At 67.9% G+C, this 16,818-nt stretch carries 19 protein-coding genes; 8 read left to right on the forward strand and 11 right to left on the reverse strand.

Annotated features, from left to right (window positions below):
* Positions 1–143 precede the first annotated feature (143 nt).
* Genes ureC through ACFFDA_RS01240 form a run of 4 tightly spaced genes read right to left on the reverse strand, consistent with a single transcriptional unit; the run spans position 144 to position 3,339 of the window.
* Positions 144–1,853: an urease subunit alpha gene (gene ureC, locus ACFFDA_RS01225; RefSeq protein WP_404477769.1), complete on the reverse strand. Its 1,710-nt coding sequence runs from the start codon at positions 1,851–1,853 to the stop codon at positions 144–146.
* Complete coding sequence (locus tag ACFFDA_RS01230; protein ID WP_404477770.1) at positions 1,853–2,182, reverse strand: urease subunit beta; 330 nt, start codon at positions 2,180–2,182, stop codon at positions 1,853–1,855. Before ACFFDA_RS01230 ends, ureC begins: the two co-directional genes overlap by 1 nt.
* Positions 2,166–2,468, reverse strand: a complete 303-nt coding sequence (locus ACFFDA_RS01235; RefSeq protein WP_404477771.1) for an urease subunit gamma — start codon at positions 2,466–2,468, stop codon at positions 2,166–2,168. The genes ACFFDA_RS01230 and ACFFDA_RS01235 overlap by 17 nt, the downstream gene beginning before the upstream one ends.
* A gap of 1 nt (position 2,469) precedes the next feature.
* Positions 2,470–3,339: an urease accessory protein UreD gene (locus tag ACFFDA_RS01240; RefSeq protein WP_404477772.1), complete on the reverse strand. Its 870-nt coding sequence runs from the start codon at positions 3,337–3,339 to the stop codon at positions 2,470–2,472.
* A 253-nt stretch (positions 3,340–3,592) separates the two neighbouring features.
* On the opposite strand from ACFFDA_RS01240, the gene ACFFDA_RS01245 reads away from it, so the two are divergent.
* The 6 genes from ACFFDA_RS01245 to urtE all read left to right on the forward strand — a co-directional run bounded on the left by ACFFDA_RS01245 (position 3,593) and on the right by urtE (position 9,143).
* On the forward strand, positions 3,593–4,309 hold the full coding sequence (locus tag ACFFDA_RS01245; protein WP_404477773.1) for a TorF family putative porin: 717 nt from the start codon (positions 3,593–3,595) through the stop codon (positions 4,307–4,309).
* Between the two features lie 27 nt (positions 4,310–4,336).
* The gene (urtA, locus tag ACFFDA_RS01250; protein ID WP_404477774.1) at positions 4,337–5,557 is read left to right on the forward strand and encodes an urea ABC transporter substrate-binding protein; all 1,221 of its coding nucleotides are present in this window, start codon (positions 4,337–4,339) and stop codon (positions 5,555–5,557) included.
* A 113-nt stretch (positions 5,558–5,670) separates the two neighbouring features.
* Positions 5,671–6,564 carry an urea ABC transporter permease subunit UrtB gene (urtB, locus tag ACFFDA_RS01255; protein WP_404477775.1) on the forward strand — a complete coding sequence of 298 codons (894 nt, stop codon included), beginning with the start codon at positions 5,671–5,673 and terminating at the stop codon, positions 6,562–6,564.
* 10 nt (positions 6,565–6,574) lie between these two features.
* Positions 6,575–7,675: an urea ABC transporter permease subunit UrtC gene (gene urtC, locus ACFFDA_RS01260; protein WP_404477776.1), complete on the forward strand. Its 1,101-nt coding sequence runs from the start codon at positions 6,575–6,577 to the stop codon at positions 7,673–7,675.
* A complete protein-coding gene (urtD, locus tag ACFFDA_RS01265) occupies positions 7,672–8,412 on the forward strand; it encodes an urea ABC transporter ATP-binding protein UrtD (protein WP_404477777.1) in 741 nt (246 codons plus the stop codon). Before urtC ends, urtD begins: the two co-directional genes overlap by 4 nt.
* Positions 8,409–9,143, forward strand: a complete 735-nt coding sequence (gene urtE, locus ACFFDA_RS01270) for an urea ABC transporter ATP-binding subunit UrtE (protein ID WP_404477778.1) — start codon at positions 8,409–8,411, stop codon at positions 9,141–9,143. Before urtD ends, urtE begins: the two co-directional genes overlap by 4 nt.
* Positions 9,144–9,197: 54 nt before the next feature.
* Here urtE and ACFFDA_RS01275 read toward each other — a convergent pair whose 3' ends face one another.
* From ACFFDA_RS01275 to ACFFDA_RS01305, 7 genes are read right to left on the reverse strand one after another with little or no spacing between them, the layout of a single operon-like run.
* Complete coding sequence (locus ACFFDA_RS01275) at positions 9,198–9,980, reverse strand: SDR family oxidoreductase (protein WP_404477779.1); 783 nt, start codon at positions 9,978–9,980, stop codon at positions 9,198–9,200.
* 3 nt (positions 9,981–9,983) lie between these two features.
* Positions 9,984–10,832 (reverse strand): alpha/beta fold hydrolase, encoded by an 849-nt coding sequence (locus tag ACFFDA_RS01280; RefSeq protein WP_404477780.1) that lies wholly within the window; start codon positions 10,830–10,832, stop codon positions 9,984–9,986.
* A gap of 11 nt (positions 10,833–10,843) precedes the next feature.
* Positions 10,844–11,395, reverse strand: a complete 552-nt coding sequence (locus ACFFDA_RS01285; RefSeq protein ID WP_404477781.1) for a cupin domain-containing protein — start codon at positions 11,393–11,395, stop codon at positions 10,844–10,846.
* Positions 11,396–11,420: 25 nt separating this feature from the next.
* Positions 11,421–12,353 (reverse strand): VOC family protein, encoded by a 933-nt coding sequence (locus ACFFDA_RS01290; protein WP_404477782.1) that lies wholly within the window; start codon positions 12,351–12,353, stop codon positions 11,421–11,423.
* Positions 12,344–13,129, reverse strand: coding sequence for an IclR family transcriptional regulator (locus tag ACFFDA_RS01295; protein ID WP_404477783.1), 786 nt, complete (start codon positions 13,127–13,129; stop codon positions 12,344–12,346). The genes ACFFDA_RS01290 and ACFFDA_RS01295 overlap by 10 nt, the downstream gene beginning before the upstream one ends.
* Positions 13,130–13,132: 3 nt before the next feature.
* Positions 13,133–14,143, reverse strand: coding sequence for a Rieske 2Fe-2S domain-containing protein (locus ACFFDA_RS01300; RefSeq protein ID WP_404477784.1), 1,011 nt, complete (start codon positions 14,141–14,143; stop codon positions 13,133–13,135).
* On the reverse strand, positions 14,140–14,466 hold the full coding sequence (locus ACFFDA_RS01305) for a recombinase-like helix-turn-helix domain-containing protein (protein ID WP_404477785.1): 327 nt from the start codon (positions 14,464–14,466) through the stop codon (positions 14,140–14,142). Before ACFFDA_RS01305 ends, ACFFDA_RS01300 begins: the two co-directional genes overlap by 4 nt.
* 187 nt (positions 14,467–14,653) lie before the next feature.
* On the opposite strand from ACFFDA_RS01305, the gene ACFFDA_RS01310 reads away from it, so the two are divergent.
* Together ACFFDA_RS01310 and ACFFDA_RS01315 are read left to right on the forward strand one after the other, a co-directional pair.
* Positions 14,654–15,940, forward strand: coding sequence for an MFS transporter (locus ACFFDA_RS01310; protein ID WP_404477786.1), 1,287 nt, complete (start codon positions 14,654–14,656; stop codon positions 15,938–15,940).
* Complete coding sequence (locus tag ACFFDA_RS01315) at positions 15,937–16,776, forward strand: SIR2 family NAD-dependent protein deacylase (RefSeq protein ID WP_404477787.1); 840 nt, start codon at positions 15,937–15,939, stop codon at positions 16,774–16,776. The genes ACFFDA_RS01310 and ACFFDA_RS01315 overlap by 4 nt, the downstream gene beginning before the upstream one ends.
* The last annotated feature ends 42 nt before the right edge of the window (positions 16,777–16,818 follow it).

Genomic DNA, 16,818 nt, shown 5'->3' on the forward strand with positions numbered 1-16,818 from the left:
CAGGTTCCGTTCGATGGAGCCGGGAGTGGGAGGCCCCCTCCGTCGGCCCTGCGGCTTGCTACCTCCCCATTCCTTCGGAGCAGGAAGGATTCGGGACGGCGGGGGTTTCCGGCAAAGGGAGCGGCGCGTCGCATCAGTGGCCCTCAATACAGGAAGTATCGCTGCGCCAGCGGCAGCTCGGTGGCGGGTTCGCAGACGAGGAGCTGGCCGTCGGCGTGCACCTCGTACGTCTCGGGATCGACGCGGATGTCGGGCAGCGCATCGTTGTGCTTCATCTGCGCCTTGCCGATGCCGCGCACGCCTTCGACGGGGAGCACCGTGCGCGAAAGGCCCAGTTCGCCCGCGATATCCGCCTCATGTGCCGCGCGGCTGACGAACGTGATGCAGCTGGCCGCCATCGCCCGGCCGTACTGCCCGAACATCGGCCGCGAATGGACCGGCTGGGGCGTCGGGATGCTGGCGTTGGGGTCGCCCATCATGGCGCTGACGATCATGCCGCCCTTGAGCACCATGTCGGGCTTGGCGCCGAAGAAGGCCGGGCTCCAGATGACGAGGTCGGCCAGCTTGCCCACCTCGACCGAGCCGATCTCGCGCGACAGGCCCTGCGCGATCGCCGGGTTGATGGTGTACTTGGCGACGTAGCGCTTCACCCGCGCGTTGTCGGACCTCTCGCTGTCGCCCGGCAGGGCGCCGCGCTGGGCCTTCATCTTGTGGGCGGTCTGCCAGGTGCGGGTGATGACTTCGCCGACGCGGCCCATCGCCTGACTGTCGGACGAGAGGATCGAAAGCGCGCCCATGTCGTGCAGGATATCCTCGGCGGCGATCGTCTCCTTGCGGATGCGGCTTTCGGCGAAGGCCAGGTCCTCGGGGATCGAAGGGTCTAGGTGATGGCACACCATCAGCATGTCGAGATGCTCGTCGATGGTGTTGATGGTGAACGGCATCGTCGGATTGGTGGACGAAGGGATGACGTTCGGGAAACCCGCCAGCCGCAGGATGTCCGGCGCATGCCCGCCGCCCGCGCCTTCGGTGTGGAAGGCGTGGATGGTGCGGCCTTTGAAGGCGGCGATGGTGTCCTCGACGAAGCCGCTTTCGTTGAGCGTGTCGGTGTGGATCATCACCTGCACGTCCATCGCATCGGCCACGGACAGACAGCAGTCGATCGCGGCAGGCGTGGTGCCCCAGTCCTCGTGCAGCTTGAGTGCGGCGGCGCCGGCGCGCACCATCTCCTCGAGCGCGGCGGGGTGGCTGGCATTGCCCTTGCCCGACAGCGCGAGGTTGATCGGCAGGCCCTCCGCCGCCATCAGCATGCGCTTGAGGTGCCAGGGCCCCGGCGTGCAGGTGGTTGCGTTGGTGCCGGTCGCCGGTCCGGTGCCGCCACCGACGAACGTGGTGACGCCGCTCGCCAGTGCTTCCTCGACCTGCTGCGGGCAGATGTAGTGGATATGCGCGTCGATGCCCCCGGCGGTGACGATCTTGCCTTCGCCGGCGATGATCTCGGTGCCGGGGCCGATGACGATGTCGACGCCGGGCTGGATGTCGGGGTTGCCGGCCTTGCCGATGGCGGCGATGCGGCCCGCCCGAAGCGCGATGTCGGCCTTGCGGATGCCGGTCCAGTCGAGGATCACGGCACTGGTGACAACGGTGTCGGCGGCGCCTTGCGCGTTGGTGAGCTGGCTCTGGCCCATGCCGTCGCGGATGACCTTGCCGCCGCCGAACTTGACCTCCTCGCCCAGGATCGTGGCGTCGTGCTCGATCTCGATCACGAGGTTGGTATCGCCCAGCCGCAGCCGGTCGCCGGTGGTGGGGCCGAACATGTCGGCATAGGCGCTGCGGGACATGCGGTATGCCATCAGGCGAGGTCCCCCATCACCTTGCCCTGGAAACCGACGACGCGGCGCAGCCCTCGCAACGGCACGAGGCCGACCTCGCGCGACTGGCCTGGCTCGAAGCGCACTGCGGTGCCGGCGGGAATGTCGAGGCGCTGGCCGCGCGCGGCCTCGCGGTCGAACAGGAGGCCATCGTTCGCCTCGGCGAAGTGGTAGTGGCTGCCCACCTGGACGGGGCGATCTCCGCCGTTGGCGACCCTGAGCACCGTCACCGGCTGGCCGGCATTGAGTTCGTGCTCCCCTTCGGCGGCAAGCACTTCGCCGGGGATGAAGGGGTCAACGGATCGGGTCATGGACGCTCACCAGCTTGGTGCCATCGGGAAAGGTCGCCTCGACCTGGACGTCGTGGATCATCTCGGCGATGCCCGGCATGACTTGTTCGCGGGTGATGACGTGGGCTCCGGCCTCCATCAACTGCGCGACCGACAGCCCGTCGCGCGCGCCCTCCAGCACGAAGTCGGAGATCAGCGCGACGGCCTCGGGGTAGTTGAGCTTGACCTGCCGCTCCAGCCGGCGGCGGGCCACCATGGCGGCGAGCGAGAGCATCAGCTTATCCTTCTCGCGGGGGGTGAGGTTCATCTCAGCATCTCCAGACGCGGGGAAGCGGCCGCCCGGCGCGCAGCACGGCAAGGGCAGCGGCGATATCATGGCGCAGCGTCTCGCCATCGGGCGCAAGCAGGCGCACCGCGAGCAGTCCGTTCCAGCTACTCGCGGCGGCGAGGCCACGGGCGGCTTCCAGAGCTTCACGCACGGGATCGAGGAAGCTGGCGGCACGATTGGAGGCGTGGACGAGCACCGCCATCGCCCGCGCCCCGCCGCCGATCGCGGCGCTTTCCATCAGGCGCGACACTTCGCCATCGAGCACCAGCGTATCGGCATAGACCAGCCGCCCGTTGCGCCAGATGCGCATCCTGTCGCGCAGGGCGCCGTGCCGCAGGGTCTCGCCCATGGCCTGCCGGCCCAGCACGACCGCCTCGACGCCGAGGAACGTCACGTCCTCGTCGAGTACGATCCGGGCGTCGCGGCGCAGGCGGGAATTGTCGAACAGGATCGTTTCCTGCGGCAACCATTCGGCATCGGCCCCGCGCGCCACGTCCAGCCGGGTGTTGATCTGCGCCCCGCTCGCCAGCGCGCGGTAGACCTTCTCCGCCGCCTGGGTGGCGACGGTGGCGACGGTGTCCTCACCCCAGTGGACGCGCTGGTCGATCCGGTCGCCCTCGGCGACGCCGCCGGCCGTGTTGATGAGCACCGCGCAAGGTGCCTCGCCGGCATGGCCGGGGCGCGGGATGCGCACGCGCATGCAGCCCGACTGGAACGTGCGATGCGCCGCCGTGCGCCCTTCGCGCCGGACGAACGACAGGTCGATCGTGCCGGGGCTGCGCAGGCTGGCGGGCACGCTGGCCACTGCTCCGTGCGTGGTTTCCTCGCTGGTGGCGATCGCCCGATACACGCGCTTGCTGCCCTTCCGTAAGTGCAGCGAACCGCGCTGCAACTGCACAATCCACGCAAGGTCGGTCCGGTCATATGGGGCATTTGACGTATGGACGCGTGCATGCGCCCCGCAACGGCGCCAACCTCGTTCCGGAGCCACCGGCGTCTACGTCAAATGCCCCATGGCGCTCTCCTGCTGCACTGCACAACCTTCAGGGGTCGCCGGGCCAACGAGCCCGCACGCCAGGGTATAGATGGAGGGAAGAAACACGATGACACGATGGAAGCCGATCGCCTTGGGGCTGGCGCTGAGCGCCGCCACCACAAGCCTCTCCGCGCCCGCATTCGCCGACGACGCGCTGCCGTTCACGTTCAATGGCGGCGTCACCTTCCTCAACGACTATCGCCTGCGCGGCGCGTCGCTGAGCGACACCAAACCGGTGATCCAGGGATCGGTCGAGGCGGGCGTTCCGATCGCGGAGAACGTCAGCGCCTTCGTCGGGGTCTGGGGATCGAGCCTCGACAAGGATGCCGGGGCCGGCTCGATGGAAACCGACCTTTATGCCGGGCTCCAGGGTACCGTCAGCGGCGTCAAGGTTCGCGCGCGCTATCTGCGGCTCGTGTTCCACGATGCCAGGAACATCGACTTCGACCAGTACGAAGTGGGCGTCAGCGGCCCCGTCGGCCCGGTGATCCTCGCGGCCGGCGCCATCCACGACGAGTATCATTTCACCGGCCACAGCACGTACGGATACACCAGCGCCACCCTGCCGATCGCCAAGACCGGCTTCGCCGTGAAAGGCCTCGTCGGATACGAGGACGGCACCCGCTGGAACAGCAAGGTCAACTGGTCGCTCGGCGCCAGCTTCGCGCGCGGCAACTTCCTGATCGGCGCGGACTACATCGACACCAACAAGTTCTCCGCCGCCTCGAACGGCGACAACCGGGCCGGCGCCACTGTCGTCGGCTACATCGGCGCGCGCTTCTGAGCCGCCTTCAGAATAGGGGATAAGAGCATGGCATTCATGAAAAAGAGAATTTTCCTGACGGCAGCGCTGGCCTGCACCGCGCTCGTCGCGGCGTGCGGAAAGGACGGCGACCCAGCCGGCACCGCAGGTGCGGACGGCATCAAGGTGGGCGTGCTCCACTCGCTGTCGGGCACCATGGCGATCAGCGAAGTGACGGTGAAGAACGCGACGCAACTCGCCATCGACGAGATCAACGCCGCCGGCGGCGTGATGGGCAAGAAGATCGTCCCCGTCGTCGAAGACGGCGCCTCGGACCCGGCGATCTTCGCCCAGAAGGCCTCCAAGCTGATCGAGGGCGACGGCGTCACCACCGTCTTCGGCGGCTGGACCTCGGCCAGCCGCAAGGCGATGCTGCCGGTGTTCGAGAAGGGCCAGAACCTGCTGTGGTATCCGGTCCAGTTCGAAGGCAACGAATGCTCGCCCAACATCATGTACTCGGGCGCGCAGCCCAACCAACAGATCCTGCCGGCCTATGATTGGGCGAAGCAGAAGGGCTACAAGAAGATATTCCTGGTAGGGTCCGACTACGTATTCCCCCGGACTGCCAACCTGATCGTCAAGAAGCACCTCGCCAAGGACGGCCTGACGCTGTCGGGCGAGGAATACCAGCCGCTGGGCGGAACCGAGTTCTCCGGCGTCGTCGGCAAGATCAAGTCGGCCCGTCCGGACGTGATCTTCAACACCCTCAACGGCGACAGCAACGTCGCCTTCTTCAAGCAGATGGCCGCCGCCGGCATGGGCCCCAAGGTCCTGCCCGTCATGTCCTTCTCGATCGGCGAGCAGGAGGCGATGGCCATGGGTCCGGCGCTGGTCGACGGCGGCTATGCGGGATGGAACTACTTCCAGAGCCTCGCCAATCCGGCCAACGCCAAGTTCATCGCCGCCTACCGGGCCAAGTTCGGCAAGGATGCGGTCATCACCGACCCGATGGTCCATGGCTACCTCGATGTCTACGTCTGGAAGGCCGCAGTCGAGAAAGCCGGGAGCACCGAACCGGCCAAGGTCCGCGCCGCCGCCGTGACCCTCGACAAGGTCGCCACCCCGCTCGGCGAGGTACGGTTCAAGGACAACAACAGCCTGATCCAGACCGCCTACGTCGGCCAGTCGCAGCCGGACGGGCAGTTCAAGATCCTGTGGGCCTCGCCCGCGCCGATCGATCCGGACCCGTACGATCCGGTCACGTTCCCGGGCAAGTCCTGCAAGATCTGACGGAAGCATCCATTCGCAACGCAGGTTCGAGAAACCCGCTCACTACCCCTCGTCATTCCCGTGGATGACGAGGGTGCAGGTGGACGGATCGCGACCCCAAAAGGAGGCAGGACATGGACGCAGTGTTCCTTACCGGCCAGCTCTTCAACGGTTTCAGCGTCGCCTCGCTCTATGTGCTGGCGGCGCTGGGACTGGCGCTGAGTTTCGGCCTGATGCGCGTCATCAACATGGCGCATGGCGAAGTGCTGATGCTCGGCGGCTATCTCGCCTACATGGCGATGACGCTGGTGCCGGGGCCGCTCGGCCTGTTCGTGGCGCTGCTGTTTGCGCTGCTGGGAGCAGGGATCTTCGGCGGGTTGCTGGAAGTCACGCTGGTCAGCCGGCTGACGGCGCGGCCGCTCGACACCCTGCTCGCCACCTGGGGCGTGAGCCTGATCCTGCAGCAGGCCGCGCGCGACCTGTTCGGCGCGACCGGCGTTTCGGTGACCGCGCCGGCCTGGCTCGACGGCGGCATGACCATCCTGGGCCTGCAACTGCCGACGCTGCGCATCGTCATCCTCGTCGTCGCGGTCTGCGTGCTGCTGGGAATGGCGGCGATCCTCAACTTCACGCGGATCGGCCTGCTGGTGCGCGCGGTGAACCAGGACCGGCCGACCGCCGCGGCGATGGGGGTCGACGTGCGCCTGGTGGACTGCTTCGTCTTCGCGCTGGGCGCCGCCGTCGCGGGCCTCGGCGGCGTGGTGCTGGCGCTGCTGGGGCCGGTGACGCCCAACGTCGGGCAAGGCTACATCGTTACTGCCTTCCTCGTCGTCATCCTGGGCGGGCTCGGCTCGATCGTGGGGACGACCATCGCCGCGCTCATCATCGGGCTCATCACCGCACTGTCGCAGATCTTCGTCGACGTGAGTTTCGCGCAGGTCCTCACCCTGCTGTTCGTCATCCTCTTCCTCCAGTTCCGGCCGCAGGGCGTCATCGCCGTCAAGTCGCGCGCGCTGGACGCAGAATAGGAGTGCCCCGATGACCAGAGTTTCACCAGCCTCGCTCGCCGGAATCGTGGCACTCGTCCTCGCGCTCATCGCGCCGTGGGTGCTCAGCGAGTACGACCTCAACCTGCTCGCCCGCTTCCTCGCTTTGTCACTGACCGCGATGGGCCTCGTCCTGCTGTGGGGCGAAGGCGGCATCCTGAGCCTGGGCCAGGGCGTGTTCTTCGGCATCGGCGGCTATGCGCTGGCGATGCACCTCAAGGTCGTCGAACTCGGCCAGGGCGAAGTGCCCGACTTCATGGTGTGGAGCGGAATCGAAAGGCTGCCCTGGTGGTGGGCCCCGTTCCAGAGCGCGCTGTTCACCCTGCTCGCCATATTCGTGGTGGCGCCGGCCGTGGCGGGGCTGGTCGGCTGGGCGATCTTCCGGCGGCGGATCGGCGGGGTCTACTTCGCGCTCATCACGCAGGCGCTGGCCCTGGCCTTCGCGACGCTGCTGGTCAGCAAGCAGGACATGACCGGCGGCTTCAACGGCCTCACCAACTACAGCACGCTGCTGGGCTTCAACCTCAACCTGCCCTCGACCTCGACCGGGCTCTACTTCGTGACGCTGGCGATCGTGATCCTCGCCCTGCTGGCCTTGCGCTGGCTGATCGCCTCGCGCTTCGGCAAACTGCTGCGCGCGAGCCGCGACGGGTCCAACCGCCTGCGCTTCCTGGGTTACGACCCGACGCCGTACAAGATCATCGCCTTTGCCGTCGGTGCCCTGCTGGCGAGCCTCTCGGGCGCGCTGTTCACGATCCACGCGGGCGTGATCTCGCCGGCGCTGGTGGGCGTCGTACCCTCGATCGAGATGGTGATCTGGGTGGCGATCGGGGGACGCCTGAGCGTTCCCGGCGCCTTGGCTGGCGCGCTGCTGGTCAACTTCGCCAAGGACAAGATATCGACCGCCCTGCCCGAGATGTGGCTCTACATCCTAGGCGCGATGTTCATCCTCGCGGTCACGGTCCTGCCCAAGGGCCTCGCCGGCCTGTTCGAGGGCGAGCGCCCCTTCAAGGCATCGCGCGCCGGCGACATGTTCGCCCGCTGGAGGAAAGCCAGGACACCTGCCCTCGAACCTGTGGAGACTCACGCATGACTGCCCCCATGCTGGAAATGCGCAACGTCGTGGTCGACTTCGACGGCTTCAAGGCGATCAACGACCTCTCCCTCACCATCCGGAGCGGATCGATGACCGTGGTGATCGGACCCAACGGGGCCGGAAAGTCGACGATGTGCGATTCGATCATCGGCCGGGTCCGGGCTACCTCGGGCAAGGTGCTGTTCCATGGCCGGGAAATCCAGGCCGAGGCCGAGCACGCCATCGTCGGTCTCGGCATCTGTCGCAAGTTCCAGACCCCAGGGGTCCTCGTCGCGCTGTCGGTGATCGACAACCTGACGATCGCCGCCACCCGCGACCGTCGCTGGTGGACCAAGTTCGGCCGCAAGGGCGAGGACGAGGCACGCGCGAGGGCCGAGGAAATCCTCGAGATGGTGAGCCTCGGCAGTCGCCGCGACGCGCTGGCGGGCAACCTCTCCCATGGCGAGAAACAGTGGCTGGAGATCGGCATGGTCGTCGCCACCGATGCCGAATTGCTGCTGCTCGACGAGCCAACCGCAGGCATGGGCGCAGCCGAAAGCACCCAGACGGCCGAAATCGTCAAGGCGCTGGTCGGCAAGCACGCGGTGCTGGTGATCGACCACGACATCGATTTCGTTGCGCAATTGGGCGGCCACGTCGTCGTCCTGCACCAGGGCCAGCTCCTGCGCGAAGGCACGCTGGAGCAAATCCGCGCCGACGAGGAAGTCGCCGCGATCTATCTCGGGAGGGCATGATGAGCATCGAATATCCGGGCCAGTTGCTCAACTTGCGCACGATCAGTTCCGCCTACGGCAAGAGCCAGGTGCTGTGGGACGTCGCCTTCGACCTCGACAAGGGAGATTCCGGGACGATCCTGGGCCGCAACGGCGTGGGCAAGACCACTCTGCTCAAGACGATCATGGGCCAGCTTCCCTGTACCGGCGGCCACGTCTACTGGCACGGGGAGGAAGTGACCGGCATGAAAGCGCACCAGCGGTCGCGCGCCGGGATCGGCTTCGTGCCACAGGGCCGCCATGTCTTCCCGCACCTCACCGTGCGAGAAAACCTGGAGGTCGGCCTCTCGGCGCTCGCCCGCAAGGGGTTCTCGGGGCCGAAGAAGGTGCCCGACATGGTCTACGAACTGTTCCCCAAGCTGACGCAGATCGCCGACCGCAAGGCCGGGGTGCTGTCGGGAGGCGAGCAGCAGCAACTGGCGATCGGCAGGGCTCTCGCCGGCCAGCCCCAATTGCTGCTGCTCGACGAGCCCACCGAGGGTATCCAGCCCAACATCGTCCAGCAGATCGAGGACGCCCTGATGCGGGTGCGCAAGGAACTGGGCGTGGCGATCCTGATCGTCGAACAGAACCTCGATTTCGCCTGGTCCTTCGCCGACCGCTACTTCGTCATGCAGCGCGGCCGGATCGTGAAGCACGGCGATACGAAAAGCTCACCGGCCGATGAAGTGGCGGCCCTGATCCACGTATAGCCAGACATAGGTCCCTCCCGCGCCAGCGCGATCGGATACCCCGGGTCTCCCGGATCACGCGAAGCGCGAGACGCCGCCGGCCACTTCCAGCGCCGCGCCGGTGATGAATCCGGCGGCGGGCGATGCGAGGAACACGATGGCCGCCGCCGTCTCCTCAGGTTCGCCGAAGCGTTCCAGCGGGATGTGCTTTTCGCGGGCGAGCCCGGCGAGCCAGTCGGCATAGCTGACGCCCGCGGGTGCACGCTCCTTGTAGCGCCGTTCCCACTGCCCGGAATTGACGGTGCCGATCAGGATCGAGTTCACCCGCACTCTGGGCGCCAGTTCGACACTGAGCGACTTGACGAGGTTCTGCACGCCTGCCCGCGCGGCCGAAGTGCAGACCATGTGCGGTTCGGGTTGGCGCGCCAGAAGCGAGTTGACCACCACGATCGCCCCGTTGTCGCTCGCCTGCAGGTGCGGCAGGAATGCACGGGTTGGGTTTATGACGCTGAAGAACTTGAGCCTGAGTTCGGCGTCCCAGTCGGCATCGAGCGTGCTGGCGAACGTGCTCAGCCGCGCCTGCCCGGCATTGTTGACGAGTATGTCGACCCCGCCGAACCGCGCAACGGCGGCGGCGGCGAGCTTATCGACCGCACCGGCGTCGAGCACGTCGCAGGCCTCGGCGTGCACGCTGTCGCCGGCACCGAGCGCAGCTACCGCGGCGTCGAGGCGCGCCCGGTCACGACCGCAGATCACCACGCGTGCGCCATCGTCGAGCAGGCGGCGGGCGGTGGCCAGGCCGATCCCGGAGGATCCCCCGGTAACGACGGCGACGCGTCCTGCAAGGCCCAGGTCCATGGTTCAGTTTCCCTTGTCGGCGGCCGCCAGCACGGGGCGGATCGCTGCGTTGAATTGCTCCGGGTCCTCGGTGGCGAAGGCGTGGCCCAGCCCCGGAACCTCGACGTGTGCCGCGCCCGTGAAAGCCTCGGCGATGCGCCTGCAACCGGCGGGCGGCGTGACGACGTCGGAGGCGCCCCAGACCACCAGGCCGGGCACCGTCACGTCGTGGAGCAGCCCGGGCAGGTCGCTGCCCGCGAGCATCCGCACCGCCGCTTCATAGCCATCGAGCGTCACCGCCGCCATCGCCCCGTGGACCATCGCACGCACCTCAGTGGAAGCGGCGTCCGTCACCAGGCGCATCGCGCGCCGGTCTGCCATGCCGCGGGGCCCGAGTTCGCGGATGTCCGCGATCCGCCGCGTGATCGTCTCGGGCAACTCCCCGCCGGCTGGGACGCCGTAGCCGGTCGCCGGGCTGGCGAGCACCAGCGCGGCCACGCGCCCGGGCGCGATCCGCGCCGCCGCGCTCGCCATGATCGCGCCGAGCGACTGACCGACCAGCACGCACCGCGCGATGCCGAGATGGTCGAGCAGGCCGAACAGCGCCCGCGCATAGTCGGCGGCGACCGGCGCGGCAGGGGCGAGCGGGGTCGATCCGCCGTAGCCGGGCGCATTCCATGCCACGACCCGACGCTCGGGCGCGAAGGCGGCCAACTGGCCGACCCAACTGTCGGCGTTCGAGCCGATGCCGTGGAGCAGCACCAGCGCCACGCCCGAGCCGGAACCCGCCTCGCGCCACGTGCGCACCGCGCCGTCGATCTCGGCATGCCGAACGGGCGCCTCGGCATCCAGCCAGGCCTTCGCGTCGCTCACCGGCTCACGCCTCACTGACTGACGATGGTCGGCTTGTTGCGCTTGATCTTCGAAAGCGGGTGCTCGGGCGGGTACGTCGGCGTCTCGGGCACGTTGGTACCCAGGCACACGATCATCAACGCTTCCTCGATGCCTTCGTTGACGAGGCCGCGATAGATGCCCGCCGGGACCGAGACGAGATCGCGCTCGCGCACGTAAGTCTCGTAATATTCGCCCTCGGCCTCGAACATCAGCTTCACCTTGTTGCCCTTGAGGATGAAGAACACCTCCTCGACGTCGTCGTGCAGGTGCAGCGGGCCTTCGCAGCCGGCGGGCAGCACCATGGTCGAGAACGTGAAGTGCTCGGCCTGGACGGTGTTGGTGTCGGTGGCGACGCCGGTAGCGCCGGTGCCGACGTAGCGCATCTGCGCACGGCGGTACTTGGGATCGAAGTCCGCCTGGAACTTGAGCGCATCCCAGTCGAGCTTGCGCGTCTCGTAGCGGGCGAGGCGGGTGTCGATCCATTCGCCCAGGGTCTTGCCTTCGGGGACCAGCTTGTTGCGCGTTGTTGCGGTGTCGTCCATCGGTTCAGCTCCAGATTTGATAAGGTCAGGCGCCGCGCGCCTGGCGGCGGGTGTTGCCGTCGATGCCGCCGGCGATCGCCCATTCGGCGAACAGCTCGGGCTTGCGCTCGAAGTCGCTCGGCACCCAGTTCTCGGTGCAGTAGTCGTCGTCGGCGTAGAATTCCCAGGAGCCGCCCATCGGGCTGCGGATGTACCAGAAATAGGCCGAGGATATCGGATGGCGGCCGGGTCCGATGTCGGTCTGCCAGCCCTTCGCGCTCATCGCCAGGCCGCTGCCGAACACCTCGTGGATGTTGCTCACGGTGAAGGCCACGTGGTTGACGCCGGGCTTGCCGGGGCGGCGCAGCACGAAGGCATCGTGGTGCGGGCCGGGGGTGCGGCAGCGCAGGAACGCGGCGTGGCCGGGGTAGGCGTCGCTCACCACGAAGCCGAGGCGGCGGGTGAAGAAATCGAGCGTGGCGTCGAGGTCCTCGACGAACAGGACGACGTGGCCTACGCCGATCGGGCTGGGCCTGGTGTAGATGGTCGAGCGCGCATCGACGCGATTGGCCTGGCCCGGCCCGTTCACGAGCTGGAGGTCGGCCGCCACTTCGCCGCGCTGACGCAGGCGGAAGCGGTGGGTGAATCCGGTAGGATCGCGCAGGCTGAGAGTGCCGTCCGCGTGGCGCTCGGCATCGCCGAGGCGTTCGGCGAGCGCGTCGAGGTCCGCCGCCGTGGCGAGGCCCCAGGTCACGGCGCGCAAAGTGGCGCCGGGCTCGACGCCGGGCGCGAGTGCGGGATCGTCGCAGTGACGCACTTCGACTTGCGTTCCATCGCGTGTCACCCGGCGCAGCGCGGTGGCATCGCTGCCCGCTTCGGCAAGGCCCCAATCGTCGAGGAAGCGCGCCGCTTCGGCGAGGTCGGTGGTCGCGAATTCGACGGCGTCGATGCCGGTCAAGCCGCCATTATTCAGGCCCATGCCCGTTCTCCATTGGTCATATTGTGCAGTCCCGGCTGGGCGCCAAGCAGCGCCGTAAGCTTGGCCGCCGCCTCGATCACTGCCGGGCGGACCCGCTGCGCATCGAGCGCATCGGTGCCCGCGCAGGTCGCGTTGATCGCCGCGACCATACGCCCGCCGCTTTCGCGCACCGGCGCCGCGACGACCGCTAGGCCGCTCTCGTAGTAACCTTCGCTCACCAGGCAGTCCGCCGCGCGGTCGTCGCGCAGTTGCGATTCGAGCGCCGCGAGCGAGCCGGGCACGGCGTCGCCGCGGTCGCCGAAGACGTGGCCGTCATAGAGCGCACGCAAGTCCTCCACCGCCATGTCGGACAGCAGCAGCCGCCCCATCAGCGTCGCGTCCGCCGGCAGCGAGGTGCCGACCGAGACGTTCTCGGTCACCGCGCCGGTGCCCCGGCACCGTGCGAGGTAGACGATCGAGGCGCCCTGCCGCACGGCGAGGTTGGTGGTCCACCCGGTCCGAGCGCACAAATCGTGGAGCACCGGGCCGGCGAGCGTCGCGATATCGTGCGAGGCGAGACACGCGTGGCCCAGCAGCAGCACCCCGGCGTCGAGCGCATAGCGCGCATCGCCGGTGCGGCGCAGCAGGCCGAGGTCGACCATCTCGCCCAGCAGCCGGTGCAGGCTGGAACGCGGGATGCCGAGCGCGGCGCCAAGCTCGGTCGCGGCCAGCGTAGGGCGGTCGCGCCCGAACTGGCGCAGCACCGCGACGCCGCGTTCGAGGGAGGATTCGGCCATGGCTCAGGCCTTTTCGTGCTCGCAGGCGGACACCGCGACTTCGGCCTCGGCGGCCTGGTCCAGCAAGCGGCGCAGGCGCACGATGCCGCCGTCGTGGGCGTAGAGCGCTTCGCGCAGGCGGGCCTTGTCGTCCATGCCTTCCAGGATCAGGCGATCCTGTTCCAGCACGTCCCAGTGCAGCGATTCCAGGCGCGCGCGGTAGAGGAACTTCCACGCGTTGCGCTGCCAGCCCGAAACCTTGCGGCAGCGCCAGAAGAACACGCGGCAGCTCGTCTCGTCCACCGGCACGACCATGCCGACGATGCCGAACGAGCCGCCCGGCCCGGCGGACTTGCCGTAGGGGATGGACAGGCGCAGCCACAGCGCACCGGTCATGCCCACTTCGGTCCAGTCGAAATTCACGCCGGTCTGATTGGTCTTCTCGAAGACGAAGCCCGCGTCGGTGTCGCGGGCGCGCATCGTCGCGGTCTTGTCGCCTTCGGCCATCGAGTGGCTTTGTGCGTGCAGGTACGCGCCGTGCATCGGGTCCATGACGTTGTCGACCGCATAGCGCCAGTTGCAGTTCCAGTGCGCGGTGCACAGGATGTCGGCCCATTCGCCGCCGGAAATCTCCTCGGGCAGTTCGAGTGGCGCGGGCTCGCCCTCGCCGAACCACACGAAGATGGTGCCGGCGCGCTCCACCGCCGGGAAGGCGCGGTTGAGCTGACGGCCCTTCATCACGCACTTGGCCAGCGCGGGAATATCCTCGATCCGGCCTTCGCCGTTAACCTCGACGCCGTGATACCAGCAGGCCACCCGGTCGCCCAGGTTCCAGCCCATCGACAGGCGCGCGCCGCGATGCGGGCATCGGTCGTCGATGACCTTGATCCCGCCCTCGCCGTCGCGCCACAGCACGATGCGCTGCGACAGGCGGGTGAGCCCTAGCGGGGCAGCGCCCAGCATCCAGCTCGGCGCGACCGGATACCACAAATTGTGCAGACCTGCGTTGAGGCGCTGTTCGGCGAGCGGGCTCATGCGGCGATCTCCCCTGCTGCCGGTATTGTCTGGAACAATGCCTGACCGAGCCGGTCGAGTTCGGCGTCGAGGGTGGCTTCGGTCCAGGCCGCGCCGTCGCGATCAAGGCTGCCGGCGGCGTTCAGGCTGGTGACCAACTCCGAAAACTCGAAGGCGCCGGCATCGAAGGCGGCGGTCATGGCGAGCGCCAAAGCGTCCTCGAACGCGTCGAGCGGTCCGGCGCGGGTCTGGAACACGATGTTCTCGACCTGGGCGGGTTCTTCGATGTAGCGGCCGCCGCCCTTGGCGTCGCCGGTCTCGGCAAGATAGACGTTATACCGCATCGCAATCCTAATTTGTTTGATATGCAAAACACTGTCTACGATGTGGGATTCGTGCCCTAAGCCTATTCCACTGTCAAGCAGGACCAGAATGAATCTCGAACCGAAACATAATTGCCGCTTTCCACGGTAAAGTGTTTTGCATAAGAATGATCCGTCTCAATTATGATACATTGATGAGGTCGCCCCTATGTCGCCGATGCCCGACCATGACCGTGTCCGATCCGAGCGGGGCGCCGAAACCCGCGCCGCCTATCCCGGCTGGAAGGTCCTGGCGGCCGCGGTCGTCGGCCTCGCCTTCAGCCCCGGTCCGATGATTTTCGGCACGTTCGGCCTGTTCGCTCCCCACTTCGCGGCCGAACACGGCTGGAGCCGGGGCGCGATCATGCTGGCGCTGACCTGCTTCAACGTGGCGGGCGTGCTCGTCTCCCCGCTGACCGGCGCGCTGCTCGACCGCCACGGCGTGCGCCGCCTGCTGTTCCCGGCGATGGTCGCCCTCGCGCTCGGTTTCCCGGCGCTGGCCTGGCTCGCCGGCAGCCTGACCGCCTTCTACGCCATCGCCTTCGCCTGGGGGGCGACCACCGTGGCGACTCAGAGCATCTCCTATTCCAAGCTCATCACCGGCTGGTTCGTCCAGCACCGGGGCCTGGCCATCGGCATCGCCGCGGCGGGGCTCGGCGTCGGCTACGTGGTCATGCCGCTGGTCGCCGGGGCGTTGCTGGCGGGGTACGAATGGCGGGTGGCGCTCTCGCTGCTGGCGGTGCTGGTCATAGTGGTGCCATTCGCCTGCAACCTCGCGCTGGCCCGCCCTGCCCCCGACATGCCCGCCCGGCTCGACACCGCCGGCACGATCCTTGCGGTGCCCGGCCTGACCCTCGCCGAGGCCCGCCGCACGCGCGAGTTCGCGCTGATGGCCGCGGCCATCCTGCTCGCCTCGGTGGCCTTGACCGGGATCGTCCCGCACATCGCGCTGCTCGCGCTCGACCGGGGGCTGTCGACCGGGCAGGCCGCCGCCGTTGCCTCGGCCTACGGCCTCTCGACGATCGCCGGGCGCGTGCTCGTGGGCTGGCTCGCGGACCACTTCCCGGTGCCGCGCGTCGCCATCGCCTTCTTCGCCTGCTCGGCCGCCGGCTTCGTGCTCGCCGCCACCGTCGGCGCCAGCGCGGGACTGCCGATGCTGGTGCTCGTCGCGCTGACCATCGGCTTGGGCTTCGGGGCCGAGAGCGACGTCATCGCCTTGTTCATCAGCCGCTACTTCGGCCAGCGCGCCTTCGCCGCGATCTACGGCTACCTGCTCGCCGCGTTCCTCGTCGGCTCGTCGATCGGCCCGGCGCTTTTCGGCTTCGTGCGCGACGCCAGCGGAGGCTATAGCGCGGTCATGACGATCGCCACCGCCCTCATGGCCGCCGCCTGCCTTGCTCTTGCGCTGCTTCCCGTCGGCGGGCGGGCCACAGACCTTGCGAGACACCGCGCATGATGGTCGCCAACTTCGAGATGCTCGCCGCCGCGGTGCGCGACCGGCGCGTGCTGCTGTTCGCGGGCGCGGGCCTCTCGATGAGCGTGGGCCTGCCATCGTGGGACCAGTTGATCGCGCACATGAAGCGCGAGCTGGGGTTGGACGACCATCCCCACGCCTCGGGCTGGACCTACCAGACGCTGTCCGAATACTATCGCCTCAAGAACGGTAGCATCGGCCCCCTGCGCAGCTGGATGGACCGCACCTGGTCGATCTCGGGCGAACGGATCAAGGAATCGGAGATCCACGAGATCATCGTCGATCTCGACTTCCCGCTCGTCTACACCACCAATTACGACAACAACCTCGAGATCGCCTACCAGGCCCATGGCCGCGATTTCGTCAAGGTCGCAAACACCAGCGACATCGTCAACGCCGAGCGTGGCCTGCCGCAGATCGTCAAGTTCCACGGCGACTTCGACGACGACGAATCGCTCGTCCTCGCCGAGACCGACTACTTCAAGCGCCTCGCCTTCGATTCCCCGCTCGACATCAAGTTCAAGGCTGACGCGATGGGGCGCACGCTGCTGTTCCTGGGCTATTCGATGTCGGACCTCAACATCCGCATGCTGCTTTACCGCTTGTGGGAGATGTGGAAGGAATCGGGGCGCGAGCGGGATCGGCCGCCGTCCTACGTGTTCTCTCCCAGGCAGGACCCGGTGCAGCAGATGGTGCTGAGCCAATGGGGCATCCGCGTCCTGCACGAACGCGCCGAGCATCCCGCCGAGGCGACGCTCAAGTTCCTGCGCCGCTTGCGCGATGCGGTGCGCGCTGGAGTAGGCGCGGACCTGGTGTGAAAAACCCTCCCTGTCGCCAAGCGACGGGGAGGATCGCGCCGC

This window comes from Novosphingobium sp. BL-52-GroH (assembly GCF_044813085.1).
Taxonomy (GTDB): domain Bacteria; phylum Pseudomonadota; class Alphaproteobacteria; order Sphingomonadales; family Sphingomonadaceae; genus Novosphingobium.

Coding starts and splice junctions, on each gene's coding strand:
- ACFFDA_RS01295 (WP_404477783.1), bottom strand. CDS start 13,129: ATGGCCGAATCCTCCCTCGAACGCGGCGTCGCGGTGCTGCGCCAGTTC.
- ureC (WP_404477769.1), bottom strand. CDS start 1,853: ATGGCATACCGCATGTCCCGCAGCGCCTATGCCGACATGTTCGGCCCC.
- urtA (WP_404477774.1), top strand. CDS start 4,337: ATGGCATTCATGAAAAAGAGAATTTTCCTGACGGCAGCGCTGGCCTGC.
- ACFFDA_RS01235 (WP_404477771.1), bottom strand. CDS start 2,468: ATGAACCTCACCCCCCGCGAGAAGGATAAGCTGATGCTCTCGCTCGCC.
- ACFFDA_RS01305 (WP_404477785.1), bottom strand. CDS start 14,466: ATGCGGTATAACGTCTATCTTGCCGAGACCGGCGACGCCAAGGGCGGC.
- urtD (WP_404477777.1), top strand. CDS start 7,672: ATGACTGCCCCCATGCTGGAAATGCGCAACGTCGTGGTCGACTTCGAC.
- ACFFDA_RS01230 (WP_404477770.1), bottom strand. CDS start 2,182: ATGACCCGATCCGTTGACCCCTTCATCCCCGGCGAAGTGCTTGCCGCC.
- ACFFDA_RS01285 (WP_404477781.1), bottom strand. CDS start 11,395: ATGGACGACACCGCAACAACGCGCAACAAGCTGGTCCCCGAAGGCAAG.
- ACFFDA_RS01290 (WP_404477782.1), bottom strand. CDS start 12,353: ATGGGCCTGAATAATGGCGGCTTGACCGGCATCGACGCCGTCGAATTC.
- urtC (WP_404477776.1), top strand. CDS start 6,575: ATGACCAGAGTTTCACCAGCCTCGCTCGCCGGAATCGTGGCACTCGTC.
- ACFFDA_RS01275 (WP_404477779.1), bottom strand. CDS start 9,980: ATGGACCTGGGCCTTGCAGGACGCGTCGCCGTCGTTACCGGGGGATCC.
- ACFFDA_RS01245 (WP_404477773.1), top strand. CDS start 3,593: ATGACACGATGGAAGCCGATCGCCTTGGGGCTGGCGCTGAGCGCCGCC.
- ACFFDA_RS01300 (WP_404477784.1), bottom strand. CDS start 14,143: ATGAGCCCGCTCGCCGAACAGCGCCTCAACGCAGGTCTGCACAATTTG.
- ACFFDA_RS01315 (WP_404477787.1), top strand. CDS start 15,937: ATGATGGTCGCCAACTTCGAGATGCTCGCCGCCGCGGTGCGCGACCGG.
- ACFFDA_RS01310 (WP_404477786.1), top strand. CDS start 14,654: ATGTCGCCGATGCCCGACCATGACCGTGTCCGATCCGAGCGGGGCGCC.
- urtE (WP_404477778.1), top strand. CDS start 8,409: ATGATGAGCATCGAATATCCGGGCCAGTTGCTCAACTTGCGCACGATC.
- urtB (WP_404477775.1), top strand. CDS start 5,671: ATGGACGCAGTGTTCCTTACCGGCCAGCTCTTCAACGGTTTCAGCGTC.